The organism is Streptomyces colwelliae (assembly GCF_048158785.1).
GTDB lineage: Bacteria > Actinomycetota > Actinomycetes > Streptomycetales > Streptomycetaceae > Streptomyces.
Genome location: NZ_JBLTJC010000249.1, coordinates 1 through 15,972, shown reverse-complemented (window position 1 = coordinate 15,972; position 15,972 = coordinate 1). Strand labels below are relative to the sequence as shown.

Sequence of the window (15,972 nt, the reverse complement as noted above, 5' to 3'; positions counted from 1 at the left end):
GGCGTCGGGGCGGCAATGAGCGCGGGAGTCGGACATGAGCACGGGGACGCACACGGGCGCGGGGAGGCACGCGGACTCAGGGAGGTACCCGGACGCGGGGAGGCACCCCGGCATGGGGACGCACCCGAACGCGCGGACGCACCCGAACCCGGTGGCGGCAATGAGCGCGGGGGTCGGACATGAGCACGGGGAGACACGCGGACGCGGGGAGACACCCGAACGAGGGAGCGGACACGGACGCGCGGACACACACGGACGCGGTGGCCGCACCGAGCGCGGCGGGGTCGGCCATGAGTGACACACCGGTGCCGATCCTGATGTACCACTCGATCGCCGCCGCCCCGAACGACGCCACCCGTGCCCTGTCCGTCGCGCCGGAGGCCTTCGCCGAGCAGCTGGCTCTCCTCGGCGACCTGCGCTTCACGCCCGTCAACACGGCTGATCTGGCCGCGAGTTGGCGCTCCGGCAAACCGCTGCCCGAGCGCCCCGTTCTGATCACCTTCGACGACGGCTACGAGGGCGTGCACCGGCACGCGCTGCCCGCGCTCGCCCAACACGGCTTCGCGTCGACCCTGTTCGTCTCCACCGGCTGGATCCGGGGCGACCACGACACCGGCGGCGGCCTGGACACCATGCTCGACTGGGACCAGGTGCGCGAACTCGCGGGCGCGGACGTCGAGATCGGCGGCCACAGCCACAGCCACCCACAGCTCGACCAGCTCGACGACGCGACCCTGCGCACGGAGCTGGTCCGCTGCCGGGAGATCGTCGCCGGCGAACTCGGCGCCGTACCCGTCTCGTTCGCTTATCCGTACGGCTACTCCAGCCGCCGGGTGCGTCAGGCGGTGCGGGAGACCGGGTTCGCGCAGGCGCTCGCCGTCGGCAACGACCTCGCCCGGCGCCGCCAGGGACCGTACGCGCTGAGGCGGGTGACTATGCGCCGCAGTACGGGTGTCGAGGAGTTCGAGCGGCTCGTCGAGGGCCGTGCGATCGCCCGCAACTTCGCCAGGGATCGTGCCCTCACCCAGGGTTACGCCATGGTCCGCAGAGCTCGACAGGTCCGCCGGAAGGCCATCCGTTCCCGTGTCTGACACGACGACCACCACCCAGGACGCGGCGCCCGGGACCGAGGCGCCCCAGCAGACGGGGCGTCGGCTGCGCCTGCCGGGGAGGGGCAGGTCCCCCGGCGGCAGCCCGCTGTTCCGCAACGCCTACGCCCTGATGCTCAACACCGGGATCTCCGCGGTGCTGGGGCTGGGCTACTGGCTGATCGCCGCCCACTACTACTCGCCGTCCGCGGTCGGCCAGGGTTCGGCGGCGATCGCCGCGATGAAGCTGCTGGCCGGGCTCACGGCGGTCACGCTGACCGGCGCCCTGGCCCGCTTCATCCCGGTCGCCGGACGCGCCACCGGGCGCCTCATCTTCCGTACGTACGCGGGCAGTTCGGTCGTCGTCGCGTTCGGGGCCGGGATCTTCCTGCTGACGCTGAACGACTGGGGGCCCTCGTACCGCTTCCTGCACGGGCCGATCCCCGCGCTCGGCTTCGTCGTCGCGGTCGTCGCCTGGAACGTGCTGACGCTCCAGGACGGGGTGCTGACCGGGCTGCGCAGCGCGCCCTGGGTGCCGGTGGGCAACACCGTGTTCTCGGCGGTCAAGTTGGCGCTGCTCATCGGGCTCGCGTCGATGTTCGCCGCGAGCGGTGTCTTCGTGTCCTGGGTCGCGGCGATCGCGTTCTCCGTGGTGCCGCTCGGCTGGCTGGTGTTCCGGCGGCTGGTGCCCCGGCACATCAAGGCGACCGAGGAGCACGCGAAGCCGCCGACACTGCGGGAGATCGGGAGGTTCCTCGCCGGGGACTACACCGGCTCCCTGTTCTCGCTCGCCGTGGTCTACCTGGTGCCGGTGATCATCGCCTCGCAGGTCAGCTCCGAGGACAACGCGTACTTCTACATCACCACGACGATAGGCGGCACGGTCAACCTGCTCGCCATCAACATGGGCGCCTCGCTGACCGTCGAGGGCTCCCACGACCCGGCGCGCATCGCCGCCAACACCCGGGCCGCGCTCAAGCGCATGGCCCGGATCATGCTGCCGATCTGCGGACTGCTGTTCATCGGCGCCCCGTGGATCCTGGGCGTGTTCGGCGCGGGCTACGCGGACGCGGCGACGCCGTTGCTGCGCTGGTTCGCGGTGGGCGCGCTGCTGCGGGTCCTCATGGAGACGTACTTCGCGGTGCTGCGCGCGCAGAGCCGTACCGGTGGACTCGCCTGGCTTCAGGGCCTGTTGTGCGTCCTGGTGCTCGGTCTGACGCTGCTGCTGCTCCCCCGCATGGGTCTGACCGGCGCGGGCGTCGCCGAGATCTCCAGCCTCGCGGTGATCGTGGCGATCGCCGCGCCCAAGCTCTTCAAGACGCTCCGGGCCGCACCGGCCGCGAAGTTGCCCGAGGACACGGCACCCGACGGGGACCTCGCCGACCTGGGGGCGCGCGAGGTGCCGGCCGCCGCGCCCCGTCGTCGTGGTCCGGCCTGGGCGCTCGACTCCGACACCCTCGCGCTCGGCATCCACGTCGACTTCGACCACCTGGAACGCCGGCCGGACGTACGGCCGGGCCCCGGCACCCCGCCCACCGGCACGCCGATCGTGTCCGGCGACCAGCGTCCGACCTGGGCGCTCGGCATCAAGCGGTCCGAGGTCGTGGGGCTGCCCGTGGAGGAACGCGAGCCCGGCTCGGAGTCCTCGCTGAGCCCGTCCGCCGAGCCGGAGGTGGACGCGCCGTTCGAGCCCGCCAACGGCTCCGACCGGGTGGTCGTACCGGAGGAATCGCTCGTACGGGAACAGGCGCGGGAGGACGCGGCGGAGAAGGAGCGGAAGGCGCAGGAGTCCGAAGTCCCACCGCCCGCACGGCCGTTGTCCTTGCGCGAGCGTCTGATGCCCACGCGCCCCGGGGTCGTGCTCGGCTGTCTGCTGGTCGCCGCGCTGCTCCTGTACTGGGTGCCCGCGGCACGGCTCGGCGAGTCCGACCTGGACCGCATGGGCGGGCTGGGCCTGATCTCGGTGCTGCCGCTGCCCACGCTGGTCGGCGCCACGCTGCTGATCGTGGTGTTCGCCTCGCTGCTGTGGCTGGGCCGCGAGCACAAGGCACTGCTGCTGATCACCCTGCTCGCGACCGTGGTCTCGCTGCACGCGCTGCCCGCGGTGATCGAGACCGAGCCGCGCTTCCCGACGGCCTGGCAGCACCTCGGGTTCATCGACTACATCGACCGCACCGGGTCGGCCGTACCCGACCTGGACGCCCGCTGGAGCTGGCCGGGCTTCTTCGCGGTGGCCGCGTTCATCGGCAAGGCGTGCGGAATCACCGACTGGACCGAGGTGATCCGCTGGTGGCCCACCGCCATCCAACTCGCCTACCTGGCACCGATGTTCCTCCTCGTCCGCTCCCTGCGGGCGAGCTGGCGGGCGAAGTGGACCGGCATCTGGATCTTCGTGCTCAGCGGCTGGGTCGGCCAGGACTACTTCTCCCCGCAGGGCTTCACCTTCCTGCTCTACCTGGCCTTCGTGGCGATCCTGCTGGTCTGGTTCCGGGCACCGCACGTCCTGTGGACGAAGACACGGCCCGGCGAGGCGGAGGTCGAACCGACCGACCGGCGCCAACAGGCCGTCCTGCTCCTGGTGTTGATCGGCCTGTTCGCGGCGAGCGTCCCGGCCCACCAGCTCACGCCGTTCGTGATGCTGGGCGTGCTCACGGTCCTCGTCCTGGTCGGCCGCTCCGAACTCCGCGGTCTACCCATCCTGTTCGGGGTGCTGGTCGCGGTCTGGCTCGGTTTCATGGCGGAGCCGTACTGGTCGGGACACTTCAACGACCTCTTCGGCGGGGTCGGTGGCGTCGGCAGCAATGTGTCGACGTCCGTCTCCGGCCGTATCCAGGGCGGCAGTTCGACCCACAAGCTGGTCCTCTACACCCGCGTCCTGCTGGCCGGCGGTGTCATGGCCTTCGCCTGCTGGGGCTGGTGGCGCCGCCGCGACCACAAGTACCGCGAACGCTCCCTGCTCGTCCTCACCTTCGTCCCGTTCCTGGGCTTCGGCATGCAGTCCTACGGCGGCGAGATGGCGCTGCGCGTCTTCATGTTCGCGGTGCCGGGAGCGGCCCTGCTCGCGGGTCTCGCCCTCTTCCCGCGCACCGGCGTCACCGCCAAGGAGCGCGAGAAGGACCGGATGAGTCTCGCCCCGCTGGCCGCCCTGCTCGCCGGGCTGCTGCTCATGAGCGGCTTCCTGGTGGCCCGTTGGGGCAACGAGGGCTTCGAGCGGGTGCGGCCCGGCGAGGTCGCCGCCATGAACTACGTGTACGCCCACGACAAGCCGACGGTACGGCTGCTGTGGCTGACCGAGGACACGGTCAACGACGTGACGCCGGCGATGCCGTGGGGCGCGAAGGACATGGAGCGGGTCAACTACATCCCGACGCTGGCCCCTTCCGACCCGGTGCTGGTGTCCGGTCTGGTCAAGGCGCTCAAGGACGCGGGCCCGAACTCGTATCTGATGCTCAACAAGAGCCAGGTCGTCTCGCTCCAGCTGGACGCGGGCTACTCGGCGACCTGGGAGTCCCGGCTCATCCAGAACCTGGACAACCGGCAGGAGTTGAGGAAGGTCCTCGTCAACGCCGACGTGACCATGTACTCCCTGCGCGAGCAGCCGGCCGGCGCGGTCCCCGAGCCCGATCCCGGGCCGATCGGACCGCAGATCACCTGGACGCCGTGGTCGGTGGTCGGCGCGCTCGCCGCGCTCGCCCTGATCCTGATGCTGACGGCCCGCGAGGTCGTCCGGGTCGCGGTGCGGCCGAGCGTGCGCCAACTGCGGTGGCTACAGAGCAGTTTCTGGTTCTCGCTGCCTCTGCTGGCGGTGCTGCTGGCCTCGCTGGTCCAGCGGTTCCTGACGATGAAGTAGCTGTCTTACGAGCTGAAGTGGCTTATCGCGTAAGCCACTTCACCTCATAGGCCGCCATGTCGAACTGCTTCCCGTCGACCTTCGCGCTGATCTGCCGGTCCAGGGTGTTCACGACCAGGACCGTCCTGTCGGTGGCGAGGACCCGCACGTTGGGCACGTCGTCGGCGGCGACCGACACGGTCTCGTACGTGGTGCCGGGACCGAAGGCCGCGTCGAACCGGGAGACCAGGTCGTACATGGGGAGTTGCTTCCCGCCGCCGGAGCTGTCGGTCGGCGTCCACAGGCAGCCCGCGCAGTCCGTGCCCTTCTCGTCCTCCGGGTTCCAGTAGAAGCCGGAGGTGGCGCCGCCCTTGGTCATGGCGATCATGCCGGTGGCCTGGACGGCGACGCGGTGGGTCTCGGACCAGCCCGTGCGGTCGTCGTTGCCGTCGGCGGGCTCGACGTAGTACTCGGCCCACCACAGCGGCAGGTCGTGCGTCTGCTCCCGAACCCACTTGCTCACGGCGGTGAGTTTGTCGGTGGCCCCGAACTCGTTGGGCAGCAGGTCGTCGTCGTTGGTGTAGCTGGAGCCGTCGACGACCACGAAGTCCGCGCCGGCCTTGTTCTTGTTCCAGTAGTCGAAGGCGTCGATGATCCGCTGGTCCATCGCGCCCCAACTGCCCTTGAAGGTGCTGGAGGCGTTCGCGTCGCGCGGGTCCACGCTGTCCATCACCAGATAGGGCCCGCCGACCATGATCTTCGGGTTGACCTTCTTCAGCGCCTTGTAGACCAGGTTGTAGAGCTGGGTGTAACCCTCGTAGTCCCAACGCTGTTCGGCGTTGTTCCAGAAGCCCTTGAACTCGTTCCACACGATGAAGTGCGTGACGTCCGGGTACCGCTTGGCGACGGTCGCCGCGAGCGCCGCGTAGTCCGCGTAGTGGTCCGGCTTCGGCGCCGTCTCCAACGAGGCCTGGCTCCAGTCGGTGTTGTCGACACCGGGCTTGCCGCCCTTCATCCAGTCCGGGGAGCAGCACAGCGTGATGACCGGGGTGCCGCCCGACTTGCGCATGAAGTCGATACGGCGGTCCAGGGCGCCGAAGTCGTAACGCCCCTTCACCGGCTCGGGGTTGTCGGCGCCCCAGCCCATGATGGCCTGGTCCTGCGGGAGTCGGGACTTCGCCAGCAGTCCCTCGACGCGCTCGGTCGCGGCGTCGCTGCCCTCGTCGGCGCTGTACTGGGTGTGGGTGAAGCCCCAGCCGACCTCGGGCCGGTCCTCGTCGGGCGGGCTCGCCGGGGTGCCGTGCACCTTGTCGCCGTCGCGCGAGGTGCCCGTGGTGCTTCCGCCGCCGGGAAGCGTGTTGATCAGGGTCACGATCAGCGCCAGTGCGGCCACTGCCACGCCGAGCAGCGCGGTGAGCCGCCACCGCAGTGCCCCCGAATTCCACCCATGACGTCCCATCAAGGGCAACAGTAACGTCGGTGCGGGGAGGTGGGGCAGGCCTCCGCGTGCACAGCCTTGTAACAGGGCGGAGGGGATACACGGCGGACACAGCCGGGAGACGGCGGACACAGTCCGGACACATCGGATGCACCGGACGGAGGCGACACCGGGGGGCGCACTGCGGAAAGCGGGTGCACACGGCGTCCCTGTGCCGGATCATGGCCCCATGTCCGCTAACCCACACGACGCTCTGCCGATCCGGCTCAACGTCGACGACTCCGACTCCCCGTCCGATGTCGTCGACGCGCTGTTCCTCGGCCGGTTCGCGACGGGCGAGCAGCCGTACTCGCACGCGGCGAACATCGACCGCGTCCGGTCCGGGGCGACCCTGCTCCCGCCGGGCGCCCGGGTGCTGCGCGCCGCCCGCGACGACGACCGCAGCGCGACGCTCGCCGAGGGCGACGGCTGGACCCTGCTGATCTCCCGCTGGAACCGGGGCGCCGACGTCACGGTCACGGCGACCAGTGAGGAACTCGCCGAGAAGGTCCTCGACCAGGCGACCGACGGCGCGGCGGACGAGCCCGAACCGCAGCCGGAGAACGTGACGATGGGGTTCTGGTACGTCTCCCCCAGGCGCGGCCCGCACCGGACGACCCGGCAGATCTCGGCGGGCACGTGGGACGAGGTGCGCGCCAACTACACGCGTCCGGTGGCCGATGCGATGGACACCCTGATGAAGACGACCCCGGAGGACATCGCGGGCCGGCTGCTGTTGCTGCACGGCCCGCCGGGCACCGGCAAGACCTCGGCGCTGCGCACGCTGGCCCGGTCCTGGCGGGACTGGTGTCAGGTGGACTGTGTGCTGGACCCGGAGCGGCTGTTCAGCGACGTCGGCTATCTGATGGACATCGCGATCGGCGAGGACGACACGACGGGCAAGGGGCGTTGGCGGCTCCTCCTGCTGGAGGACTGCGACGAGCTGATCCGCGGCGAGGCGAAGCACACGGCCGGCCAGGCCCTGTCCCGGCTCCTCAACCTCACGGACGGCCTCCTCGGCCAGGGCCGCAACGTCCTGGTGGGCGTCACCACGAACGAGGACCTGGAGCGCCTCCACCCCGCCGTGGTCCGTCCCGGCCGCTGCCTCGCCCGCATCGAGGTCGGCCCCCTCACCCGCAAGGAGTCGGTGAACTGGCTCGGCACGGAGGAGGGCGTGGGCCGCGAGGGCGCGACCCTGGCGGAGCTGTACGCCCTGCGCCGGGGCACGCAGCCGACCTCGGTACCGGACCAACGGGAGGGCGCGGACGCGGGGTTGTACTTGTGACGACACCGGCTCCGCCACGCCGGTAGCCACGTCGGCCGCGCCGCTCTTGCGACCACACGGCCGCACTACGCCTCTCCATCCGGCCGACATTCGTCTCCGCCGCAACGGCGCATCACGGCGGTGCCGAACTCACCTCACCCCTCCCCGTAAGCCGCCCGCAGGGCGTCCCGCACGGCCGCCACCGCGTCCCCCTCCGCGAGCCCCAGCCGCCGGACCTTCTCCGCATAGGCCTGCGCGGCCAACGACGCCTCACGCTCCGCCGCCGAGCCCGCAGCCGCGACGAACGTCCCGTTGCGCCCGCGTGTCTCGATCACGCCGTCCGTCTCCAGGGCCCGGTACGCCTTGGCGACGGTGTTGGCGGCGAGACCGAGCGACTCGGCCAGTCCTCGTACGGTGGGCAGCTTGTAGCCGACCGGCAGCGCTCCGGACCGGGCCTGCTGCGAGATCTGGGCGCGGATCTGCTCGTACGGCGCCGCACTGTCGTCGATGTGGATCTTCAAGGTCACGGCCCGATTGTCCCGCACCCACCGCGGAACGCGCCCACCGAAGAACGCGCCCACCGCAGTTCCGGGGAGGACACCCGCCGGAAAATGGGAGGCATTCCGGCGCGGCTCCGCCGTAGCGTGCGACTCCATGACCGTGATCGCACGCGACCTGCGCCCCGATGTCCGGGCCGACCTGGACGGTTTCGTCGAGGTCCGCCGTCTGGCTCTCCCCTTCATGCTGTTCACCCCGGAGTCCGTCGCCCACGACATCACCCGTGCCCATCCGGAGGCCCGGCTGCGCAGGCTGGTCGCGGAGGAGGACGGCGAGATCATCGGCACGGCCCAGGTGGGCATCGCCTACGAGAGCCCGGAGCCGGGCCAGGGCTTCGTCAACGTGTACGTGCACCCCGAGCGGAAGAACCGGGGCGCGGGCTCGCTCCTGGTCCGCACCGCCGAGGAGCATCTGGCCGCCCAGGGCGCGACCAGGCTCTACGCCTGGGTCCTGGACGAGCCGGCCAACCGCGCCTTCGCCGAGCGCTTCGGCTATACGGCGAGCCGCTCCGCGCACTTCCTCCGGCTGGACCTGGCGCACGGCACCCTGCCCCCGCTCCAGGACCCGCCGCCCGGCGTGGAGATCCGCCCGGGTTCGGACTTCGCCGACGATCCGCGCCCCCTGTTCGCCCTGGACTCGGAGGCGACGCTGGACGAACCCAGCGACATCGACACCGAGTTCACGGACTACGAGGCCTGGCTGGACGAGACCTGGCAACACCCCTTGTTCAGCCCCGAGTTGACGTCCGTGGCGGTCGTCGACGGACACCCGGCGGCCTTCAGCGCCGCCCGCACGGACGGCGGCACGCGCTACGGCACGGTGATGACCGGCACCGCCCGCGCCCATCGCGGCCGGGGCCTCGCCAAGCTCGCCAAGAACGACTCCCTGCACCGCGCCCGCGCCGCCGGCTACATGGAGGCGTTCACGGGCAACGACACCGGCAACGGTCCGATGCTCGCGATCAACAAGTGGTTCGGCTACGAAACCTGCGCCACGGAGGTGCGCCATGTCCGCGAACTCACCTGATCCCGCACGCCGGTTGGACGTCGTCCTCGTCAAGGCGGGCCGCACGAAGATCCGTTACGCGGCGGACCTGCTCTTCGACGACGGCACCCGCCTCGCCGTCCGCGCCCCGTGGGCCGGTGACGGCGTCCGCGACTTCGGCTTCGTGCGCTTCGAGCGCGGTGACGTGTTCACCGAGTACTACTGGCGGGACCGCTGGTTCGCCGTGAAGGAAGTCCGGGACGGCACCGGTGAGTTGAAGGGCTGGTACTGCGACGTCACCCGCCCCGCCACGCTCTCCGGCACCGAACTCGTCGTGGAGGACCTCGATCTGGACCTGTGGATCTCCGCCGACGGGACGGACGTACGGCGCCTGGACGAGGACGAGTTCGAGGAGAGCGGGCTGACGGAGTCGGACCCCGCTGCCGCGGCGGCGGCCGTGGCAGCGCTCGACGAGCTGGAGAGGCTGGCCCGTGAGGGCGGGTTCGACGAGCTGTTGGCGTGACGCCCGGCGCCCTGCCGGTGTGACGGCAGGGCGGGCCGGGCTACGGCACCGCCACCACCGCGTACCGCTCGTCGTCCACGGCCCCGCCCCACAGCAGCGGGTCCTCGGACAGCCGCTCCACGCGCACGTGCCCGGCGTCGGACACCAGGGGTGCCAGGAGCTCGGTGAGGCGGTCGGCGGGTATGCCGACCGGGCTGACCGTGCCCCACACGCCCTCGACCAGCACGAGCCGCCCGCCGGGCCTCAGCAGCCCGCGCCAGTGCCGCAGGACCCGGGCGGGGTCGGGCAGCGCCCACAGCACATGCCGTGCGAGGACGACGTCGAAGCGCTGCTCGCCCACCGGGGGCGCGGCCGCGTCACCGAGGAGGAACGCCGCGTCACGGCCGGCCAGCTTCGCGCGGGCGAGGTCGATCATCGCCGGGGAGAGGTCGACGCCGGTGACGTGGTGCCCCTGCTCGGCCGCGAGGAGCGACAGGGTGCCGGTGCCGCAGCCAAGGTCGAGGATGTCGGCGGCGCCGGCGGGCAGCCAGGAGCGCAGCCGGTCGGCCCAGGCCCGGCGGATCTCCGGGTCGCGCAGGCCGTGATCAGGCTCTTCGTCGAAGGCGGCGGCCTCCGCGTCCCAGTCGAAGTTCGCTACAGGTTCACTCATGCGCCAAGCGTGACACCCACCACTGACAGTCCCATCGTGACAGCGGCCACAGACAGATCCCCGCCGATGAGTCACCCTCCCGGGAACGGTCTACCCCGTGAGAACACGAACCCCGGGTGGACACAAGGAGGCAGCCATGCGCCGCGTGACCGTGCAGAAGCCCCTGAAGAAGTCGGACGCCCGTCGGGTACGGGACGAGGCCGACGAGCGCCCTGTCGAGCGCCCCGAGGTCCGAAAGGACATCGCCCGCACATGGTGGCCGGACGGCTGACCCCGGCCTGCCACCTGCCTGCCCCGGTCAGCCCAGCCGCTTCCGGTAGTGGATGCGGTCGTACGGCCCGTCCGTGCGCCGCTCCACGACCTCGTACCCGAACCTCGGGTAGATCTGCTGGTTCTCCCACATCAGCGCGTTCGTGTAGAGCCTGATCTCCGGCAACCCCAGCTCACGCGCGCGTGAGTCCACGAAGTGCAGGAGCAGCCGCCCGACGCCCCTGCCGTGCGCCTCGGGGCGGACGGCGATGCTGTCGAGGAACAGGTGATCGTCGCGCTCCTCGATCACCACGAGACCGGTCACGGGATCCCCGGTCACGAACACCCGCCCGGCGGCCACATTCGCCATGTGGTCCGCCTCCATGGGCTGCGGCACCACACCGATGCGTGCGATGTAGTGGTGGTACGCCATGTCGGTCACGGCCTTCACGGCGGGCACATCGGCGACGACGGCCGCGCGAACCTCTTCCGCTCCACTCATCCGCAACACCTCTCCGCGCTCACGGAACCGTCCCTCCCTGAGCCCTCAGTTAGCCCTGCCTTAACACCACCATAAGGATCTCCCTCTCCCCTCTCCAGCAGGCGATTTCGCGGTGTCCAGCGGCTAGCTTCTGATCACCCCCACAGGATCCGTCCCCCGCGCCGAGCACCGTCCGAGGAGTTGGAGTTCCCCCATGCCCGCACGCCGCAAGGCCGCCGCTGTCGCCGTCCTCGGGATGACCCCGCTCGCCCTGACCGCGCTCGCCGCGACGCCCGCGGCGGCGCACGGTTCGATGGGCGACCCGGTCAGCCGGGTCGCGCAGTGCTACGCGGAGGGTCCGGAGAATCCCCGGTCGGACGCGTGCAGGGCGGCGGTCACGGCCGGTGGCACGCAGGCTCTCTACGACTGGAACGGCATCCGGATCGGTGACGCGAACGGGCAGCACCAGACGCTGATCCCGGACGGCAGGCTGTGCAGCGCGAACAGCGAGGAGTTCAAGGGCCTCGACCTGGCCCGCGCCGACTGGCCGGCGACAAGCGTGAGCAGCGGCTCGTACACCTTCAAGTACCGCGTGACCGCACCGCACAAGGGCACCTTCAAGGTCTACATCACCAAGTCCGGCTACGACCCCGCCCAGCCGCTCGCCTGGGCGGACCTGGACCTGGACCACCCGGTCGCGACCTCCACCGACCCGGTCGCCACGGGCGGCTTCTACACCTTCTCCGGCACCCTCCCGCAGCGCTCCGGCAAGCAGCTCCTGTACGCGATCTGGCAGCGCTCGGACAGCCCGGAGGCGTTCTACTCCTGCTCGGACGTCAGCTTCGGCGGCGGTGGAAGCGGAAGCGGCACGGGCGCCAACGGCGGTGGTACGGCGGGCAGTTCGACGCCCACCCCGGCCGCTCCCACGACTCCGGCGCCCACCGCCTCCACCCCTTCCGACCAGCAGATCGCGGCTGGCACCGACAAGTCGACGGTCGAGCACCAGGGCCACGGGGACGCGGACGCGAGCACCTCGGCGGAGCCGGTCGCCGCGACGGACCAAGCCTCCGACGCGGCCAACGAACCTCAGGCGGCCGGGAGTTCACAGCACCTGGCCGAGACCGGCGCCAACGACAGCTCGCCGTATCTCGTCGTGGGCGGCGCGGCCTCCCTGGCGCTCGGCGCCGCGGCCCTGTTCGCCTCGGTCCGCCGTCGCGCGACCAACGGCGGTGGACGGCACGGCCGTTAGTACGGCCCGTGCAGGGGGCGGGGCCTGTCCGGCGGCTCAGGTCGGACAGGCCCCGCGGTGTGCCTACGGTCAACTGAGCGCCGACAGGCAGTTGGTGGTGGTGGCGTGCGCGGGGTCGAGGGCGTTGGCGACCTCGTGGAAGGCGATCCGGTCGGTGAGCCCGAGCAGGGCGTGCTCGGAGAGATCGAGTGAACACAGGTTCTGGATCAGCACGTTGTGCACGTCGGACCCGCTCAGGAACTGGCTGCTGTACGGCGTGACCACCTCGTCGTATCTGGTGGCGATGACCGTGTAGTGGACGCCGGGGACGGTGTCGCCGCCCGCGTTCAGCTTGGTGAGGAAGGCCGAGCCGGCGATCTGGTCGGCGAGGCCGGGAGCCGCCGCCGAGATCACGTCCTCGGCGCCCGGGAAGTACGGCAGGAGTTTGGTGAGGCCGTCCAGGGTGGTGCCGTGGTTGTCGGGCGCGATGCCGACGAAGGTGTTCACCTTGGCGGCGCCGCCGAGGAACTTCAGGTAGTAGCGGGGCATCATGCCGCCCTGCGAGTGCCCGACCAGGTCGACCTTGGCGGCGCCGGTCGCGGCGAGCACCTTGTCGACGTAGACCTGGAGTTGGGCCGCCGACTCGTCGATGGGGCCGAGGCCGTATACGAGGGGCACGCCGGGGAGCTGGCCGTAGTCGAGGGAGAAGACGCAGTAGTCGCGGGCTTCCAGGTACGGCGCGAGGGTCAGCCAGTTGTCGGTGCTGTTGGCGAAGGTGCCGTGCACGAGGACGACGGGGCGGGGATGTGCGGCGGAGGGCTTGCAGCTGTAGTCGTTCCAGCCGGTGCTCGGGGCGGTCGACGCGTGGGCGGCGGTGACGGGGAGGGTGGCGATCGCGGCGGTCAGGAGCAGTGCGGTCAGGGGTCTGAGCACTCGTTTCCAGGGCAGCATCGTGTGATCTCCTTGCGGCTCAAGGGAGTTGCGACGGCCTTACGCCCTGTGATCCGGATCACAAGAATGCTGTTCACTCGTCAAGTTACGAGTGAGTAGGTGAAGTGTGAAGTTACGCGTCGGTAAAAACTTCCAGTGATAACCAGTCACCAGGTGGGCCTGAGGGGACCGTAGGGCGCAATACGCCGCAAACGGTCACACAACACGCGCACTTCACTCTCACCCAGCAGTTCGACCCACGGCTGCACGGCCTCCAGAGCCGCTTCTTCCGCCGCCCGGGTGCAGGCCCACCCCAGCTCGGTGAGCACGACCAGCCGGGCACGGGCGTCGCCGGGGTGCGGGCGCCGTTCGGCGTACCCCTTGCGGACGAGTTCGTCGACGAGCTGACTGGCGGCCTGCTTGGTGATTCCGAGGTGGGCGGCGAGATCGGTGGCCGTCGCACCGTCCGGCGCGAGCCGCGCAAAGGCGAAGCCGTACGCCGGACGCCCCTCGAATCCACGGGCGACGACTCCGTCATTGATGCGCTTCGTCAGGTCGCCCGCGGCGGCGAGCAGAGCGGCGGTCAGGGCGATGGCCTCGGAGTTCTCCACGACGGCATTGAAACACCCTTGACGATTTGGTCAAGCTGCTTGACCATGTTGAGCACATGGTCAAGCAGCTTGACTACCTATTCCTGGAGGAACCCATGCCCGTCGTCCACCCGTCCGACGCCGTCGTCCACGAGATCCACGGCGCCCGCTTCGTCTCGTACGCCCATCCCGGCACCGGCAGCAAGGAGTTGTGCGCATGGCGGGGCGAGATCCCCGCCGGCACCAAAGCGCCCCTGCACACCGTCAACCACGAGGAGATCCTGCACATCCTCGAAGGCGAGCTGGTGATCACGCTCGACGGCCGTACCGAGCGGGTCGGCGCGGGTGACACCCTGATCATCAACCCGGGGGCGACCTTCGGCGCCGAGAACCCCACCGACCGGACCGTGATCACGTGGGTCACCACGACCATCGGCCTGGAGGCGGAGCTGGCGGACGGCACGCGCATCGTCGCGCCGTGGGCCAACTGACGTACGGACAAGGGGCCTTGGTCGCATGCGGACAACAACCGCACGACGTTCCCGTTCCGTAAGGTTTTCGACCGCCCCAGTCGCACCGAACGGGGCGAAGCTGAGCGGTGGACGCGGGCGGGTTCCGCCGCGGACGTACCGGTGCGGGGAATGGAGTGACCATGTTGGTCCGTGGTGTCGGCGGGATCATCCTCGTCGTGCTCGGCGCGGTCTGGATCGCGCAGGGCGTCGGCGCGATGAACGGCTCGGCCATGTCCGGCCACGGCCAGTACGCGGTGCTGGGCGTGGTGGTCGCGCTGATCGGGCTCTTCCTGCTGCTGCGCGCCTGGCGGGTACGGAAGAACCAGGACCTCCGCCAACGCCCCTGAGCGCATGGACAGTTGTGGCCGGCAGAGGTCAGTCGGCCAGCGCGGCCGGGCGTACGGCCTCCTGCCCGAAGCGGCGGCGGGCGCGGTCCGCGGCTGCTTCGACCGCGCGGGCGCGGGCGTCCGCCGGGTCCATGGAGAGCTGACGGTAGGCACTGCCGGCCGGCCGCAGGTCGTCGGCGCGGAGCACGAAGGCACGGACGCGGGCGCGTTGCAGTCCGAGGGAGGCCAACAGGCCCAGGGCGGTGGCCGCGAGGGCGGGTGAGTGGTCGGTGGGTTCCGGCAGGGTACGGGTGCGCGTGCTGGAAGTGCGGTCGGCGTACCGGACCGTGAGGGTGAGTCGGCCCGCGAACTCCCTTTCTCCACGCAGGCGTTGGCCGATCCGGTCGGCAAGTCCCAGGACGGCCCGGTGGTGTTGGGCCGGGTCCAGGCAGTCCCGGCTCAGGGCCAGGTCGGCGGCCAGATGCGCCGCCGGTTCCGCGGGCACGATCGGGCGGGGGTCGTGGCCGCGGGCCCGCTCGGTCAACAGCCGTGCCTGGCCTGCCCCGAGGAGCCGTTGCAGGGTCGCCGGAGGCAGGTCGGTGAGCTGGCCGATGGTGTGCAGGCCGTAGCGGTGAAGCGTGTCCGCCGTGGCGCGGCCGATGCCGGGCAGTGCGGTGACCGGCCGGGGGTACAGCCAGTCGGCCGCTTCCCCCGTGGGCACACAGGTGGTGTCCCCCGGGGCGGACGCGTCGGCCGCCATCGCCGCCAGCATGCGGTTGCCCGCGAGGCCGGCGCTGCTGTCGATGCCGTAGTGGGCCTTCAGTCTCATCTTCACCGTCTGGACCGCGTCGTAGGCGGACATGTCGAAGTACCGGAGCGCCGAAGTCAGGTCCACCTGAAGGGCGTTGGGCGGGACGGCCTGGACGTGAGGCGTGATTCCGGACACCAGCTCGACCACATCGCCGTACCGGGCCTCCGTCAGCTCGGCATGCAGGTGGAAGTGGGCGATGTGCCGTTGCCGCGCGCTCATCCCGCACTCCCCGGGCTGCGGTGACCGAACTTCTTCAGGTCGGCGGAGCGGGTGCCGGCGGGCTGGAGGTCGGCGTACGGATGCAGGCGGGCACCGGCGGTGCCGTCGGCCAGGGTGCGCTGCGGCTGCCGCCCCGCGGGGTCGTGCAGGACGACGTCCGCGGCGACGGCGCCGTGGCCCTCGCGGAAGACGGTGGCCGTGATGTCGAGGTGCTCCCCCGTCACGGCCTTGGCGGGCAACTCCCCGTCCCGCAC

General features: G+C 70.8%; 17 protein-coding genes. 9 read left to right on the top strand and 8 right to left on the bottom strand.

Going from position 1 to position 15,972, the window contains the following annotated elements:
- The first annotated feature begins 290 nt into the window (after positions 1-290).
- A complete protein-coding gene (locus ACNFOC_RS36855) occupies positions 291-1,091 on the top strand; it encodes a polysaccharide deacetylase family protein (protein WP_416963383.1) in 801 nt (266 codons plus the stop codon).
- Positions 1,084-4,938, top strand: a complete 3,855-nt coding sequence (locus ACNFOC_RS36850; protein WP_416963382.1) for a lipopolysaccharide biosynthesis protein — start codon at positions 1,084-1,086, stop codon at positions 4,936-4,938. Before ACNFOC_RS36855 ends, ACNFOC_RS36850 begins: the two co-directional genes overlap by 8 nt.
- 22 nt (positions 4,939-4,960) lie before the next feature.
- On the opposite strand, the gene ACNFOC_RS36845 is transcribed toward ACNFOC_RS36850, so the two are convergent.
- A complete protein-coding gene (locus ACNFOC_RS36845; protein WP_416963381.1) occupies positions 4,961-6,376 on the bottom strand; it encodes a GH39 family glycosyl hydrolase in 1,416 nt (471 codons plus the stop codon).
- A 208-nt stretch (positions 6,377-6,584) separates the two neighbouring features.
- Between ACNFOC_RS36845 and ACNFOC_RS36840 the strand changes: the two genes are divergently transcribed.
- Positions 6,585-7,679, top strand: a complete 1,095-nt coding sequence (locus tag ACNFOC_RS36840; protein ID WP_416963380.1) for a DUF5925 domain-containing protein — start codon at positions 6,585-6,587, stop codon at positions 7,677-7,679.
- 134 nt (positions 7,680-7,813) lie between these two features.
- On the opposite strand, the gene ACNFOC_RS36835 is transcribed toward ACNFOC_RS36840, so the two are convergent.
- The gene (locus ACNFOC_RS36835; protein ID WP_416963379.1) at positions 7,814-8,185 is read right to left on the bottom strand and encodes a GntR family transcriptional regulator; all 372 of its coding nucleotides are present in this window, start codon (positions 8,183-8,185) and stop codon (positions 7,814-7,816) included.
- A 127-nt stretch (positions 8,186-8,312) separates the two neighbouring features.
- Here ACNFOC_RS36835 and ACNFOC_RS36830 point away from each other — a divergent pair, with 127 nt between their 5' ends.
- Positions 8,313-9,242 (top strand): GNAT family N-acetyltransferase, encoded by a 930-nt coding sequence (locus ACNFOC_RS36830; protein ID WP_416963378.1) that lies wholly within the window; start codon positions 8,313-8,315, stop codon positions 9,240-9,242.
- On the top strand, positions 9,223-9,723 hold the full coding sequence (locus tag ACNFOC_RS36825; RefSeq protein WP_416963377.1) for a ribonuclease FAU-1 family protein: 501 nt from the start codon (positions 9,223-9,225) through the stop codon (positions 9,721-9,723). The genes ACNFOC_RS36830 and ACNFOC_RS36825 overlap by 20 nt, the downstream gene beginning before the upstream one ends.
- Positions 9,724-9,763: 40 nt before the next feature.
- On the opposite strand, the gene ACNFOC_RS36820 is transcribed toward ACNFOC_RS36825, so the two are convergent.
- The gene (locus ACNFOC_RS36820) at positions 9,764-10,372 is read right to left on the bottom strand and encodes a class I SAM-dependent methyltransferase (protein ID WP_416963376.1); all 609 of its coding nucleotides are present in this window, start codon (positions 10,370-10,372) and stop codon (positions 9,764-9,766) included.
- Positions 10,373-10,508: 136 nt separating this feature from the next.
- On the opposite strand from ACNFOC_RS36820, the gene ACNFOC_RS36815 reads away from it, so the two are divergent.
- Positions 10,509-10,643: a hypothetical protein gene (locus ACNFOC_RS36815; protein ID WP_019066207.1), complete on the top strand. Its 135-nt coding sequence runs from the start codon at positions 10,509-10,511 to the stop codon at positions 10,641-10,643.
- A gap of 27 nt (positions 10,644-10,670) precedes the next feature.
- Here ACNFOC_RS36815 and ACNFOC_RS36810 read toward each other — a convergent pair whose 3' ends face one another.
- Positions 10,671-11,123 carry a GNAT family N-acetyltransferase gene (locus tag ACNFOC_RS36810; RefSeq protein ID WP_416963375.1) on the bottom strand — a complete coding sequence of 151 codons (453 nt, stop codon included), beginning with the start codon at positions 11,121-11,123 and terminating at the stop codon, positions 10,671-10,673.
- Positions 11,124-11,316: 193 nt separating this feature from the next.
- Here ACNFOC_RS36810 and ACNFOC_RS36805 point away from each other — a divergent pair, with 193 nt between their 5' ends.
- Complete coding sequence (locus ACNFOC_RS36805) at positions 11,317-12,351, top strand: lytic polysaccharide monooxygenase auxiliary activity family 9 protein (protein WP_416963374.1); 1,035 nt, start codon at positions 11,317-11,319, stop codon at positions 12,349-12,351.
- Positions 12,352-12,420: 69 nt separating this feature from the next.
- On the opposite strand, the gene ACNFOC_RS36800 is transcribed toward ACNFOC_RS36805, so the two are convergent.
- Both ACNFOC_RS36800 and ACNFOC_RS36795 read right to left on the bottom strand, forming a co-directional pair.
- Entirely contained in the window at positions 12,421-13,281 is an 861-nt protein-coding gene (locus tag ACNFOC_RS36800; RefSeq protein ID WP_416963373.1) for an esterase/lipase family protein, read from the bottom strand.
- A 146-nt stretch (positions 13,282-13,427) separates the two neighbouring features.
- The gene (locus ACNFOC_RS36795) at positions 13,428-13,871 is read right to left on the bottom strand and encodes a MarR family winged helix-turn-helix transcriptional regulator (RefSeq protein ID WP_416963372.1); all 444 of its coding nucleotides are present in this window, start codon (positions 13,869-13,871) and stop codon (positions 13,428-13,430) included.
- Positions 13,872-13,966: 95 nt separating this feature from the next.
- Between ACNFOC_RS36795 and ACNFOC_RS36790 the strand changes: the two genes are divergently transcribed.
- Together ACNFOC_RS36790 and ACNFOC_RS36785 are read left to right on the top strand one after the other, a co-directional pair.
- Complete coding sequence (locus tag ACNFOC_RS36790) at positions 13,967-14,341, top strand: cupin domain-containing protein (protein WP_416963384.1); 375 nt, start codon at positions 13,967-13,969, stop codon at positions 14,339-14,341.
- A gap of 161 nt (positions 14,342-14,502) precedes the next feature.
- Positions 14,503-14,709, top strand: a complete 207-nt coding sequence (locus ACNFOC_RS36785) for a hypothetical protein (protein ID WP_416963371.1) — start codon at positions 14,503-14,505, stop codon at positions 14,707-14,709.
- 28 nt (positions 14,710-14,737) lie between these two features.
- Here ACNFOC_RS36785 and ACNFOC_RS36780 read toward each other — a convergent pair whose 3' ends face one another.
- Both ACNFOC_RS36780 and ACNFOC_RS36775 read right to left on the bottom strand, forming a co-directional pair.
- Positions 14,738-15,718, bottom strand: coding sequence for a DNA polymerase Y family protein (locus tag ACNFOC_RS36780; protein WP_416963370.1), 981 nt, complete (start codon positions 15,716-15,718; stop codon positions 14,738-14,740).
- Positions 15,715-15,972: maltotransferase domain-containing protein (locus tag ACNFOC_RS36775; protein ID WP_416963369.1), on the bottom strand; the 258-nt coding region annotated here is incomplete at its 5' end. The genes ACNFOC_RS36780 and ACNFOC_RS36775, both read right to left, overlap by 4 nt.

Bases quoted from the DNA above. Each gene is read 5' to 3' on its own strand.
- ACNFOC_RS36815 (WP_019066207.1), top strand. From the start codon at position 10,509: ATGCGCCGCGTGACCGTGCAGAAGCCCCTGAAGAAGTCGGACGCCCGT.
- ACNFOC_RS36810 (WP_416963375.1), bottom strand. From the start codon at position 11,123: ATGAGTGGAGCGGAAGAGGTTCGCGCGGCCGTCGTCGCCGATGTGCCC.
- ACNFOC_RS36855 (WP_416963383.1), top strand. From the start codon at position 291: ATGAGTGACACACCGGTGCCGATCCTGATGTACCACTCGATCGCCGCC.
- ACNFOC_RS36780 (WP_416963370.1), bottom strand. From the start codon at position 15,718: ATGAGCGCGCGGCAACGGCACATCGCCCACTTCCACCTGCATGCCGAG.
- ACNFOC_RS36845 (WP_416963381.1), bottom strand. From the start codon at position 6,376: ATGGGACGTCATGGGTGGAATTCGGGGGCACTGCGGTGGCGGCTCACC.
- ACNFOC_RS36800 (WP_416963373.1), bottom strand. From the start codon at position 13,281: ATGCTGCCCTGGAAACGAGTGCTCAGACCCCTGACCGCACTGCTCCTG.
- ACNFOC_RS36825 (WP_416963377.1), top strand. From the start codon at position 9,223: ATGTCCGCGAACTCACCTGATCCCGCACGCCGGTTGGACGTCGTCCTC.
- ACNFOC_RS36830 (WP_416963378.1), top strand. From the start codon at position 8,313: ATGACCGTGATCGCACGCGACCTGCGCCCCGATGTCCGGGCCGACCTG.
- ACNFOC_RS36790 (WP_416963384.1), top strand. From the start codon at position 13,967: ATGCCCGTCGTCCACCCGTCCGACGCCGTCGTCCACGAGATCCACGGC.
- ACNFOC_RS36805 (WP_416963374.1), top strand. From the start codon at position 11,317: ATGCCCGCACGCCGCAAGGCCGCCGCTGTCGCCGTCCTCGGGATGACC.
- ACNFOC_RS36785 (WP_416963371.1), top strand. From the start codon at position 14,503: ATGTTGGTCCGTGGTGTCGGCGGGATCATCCTCGTCGTGCTCGGCGCG.
- ACNFOC_RS36840 (WP_416963380.1), top strand. From the start codon at position 6,585: ATGTCCGCTAACCCACACGACGCTCTGCCGATCCGGCTCAACGTCGAC.
- ACNFOC_RS36820 (WP_416963376.1), bottom strand. From the start codon at position 10,372: ATGAGTGAACCTGTAGCGAACTTCGACTGGGACGCGGAGGCCGCCGCC.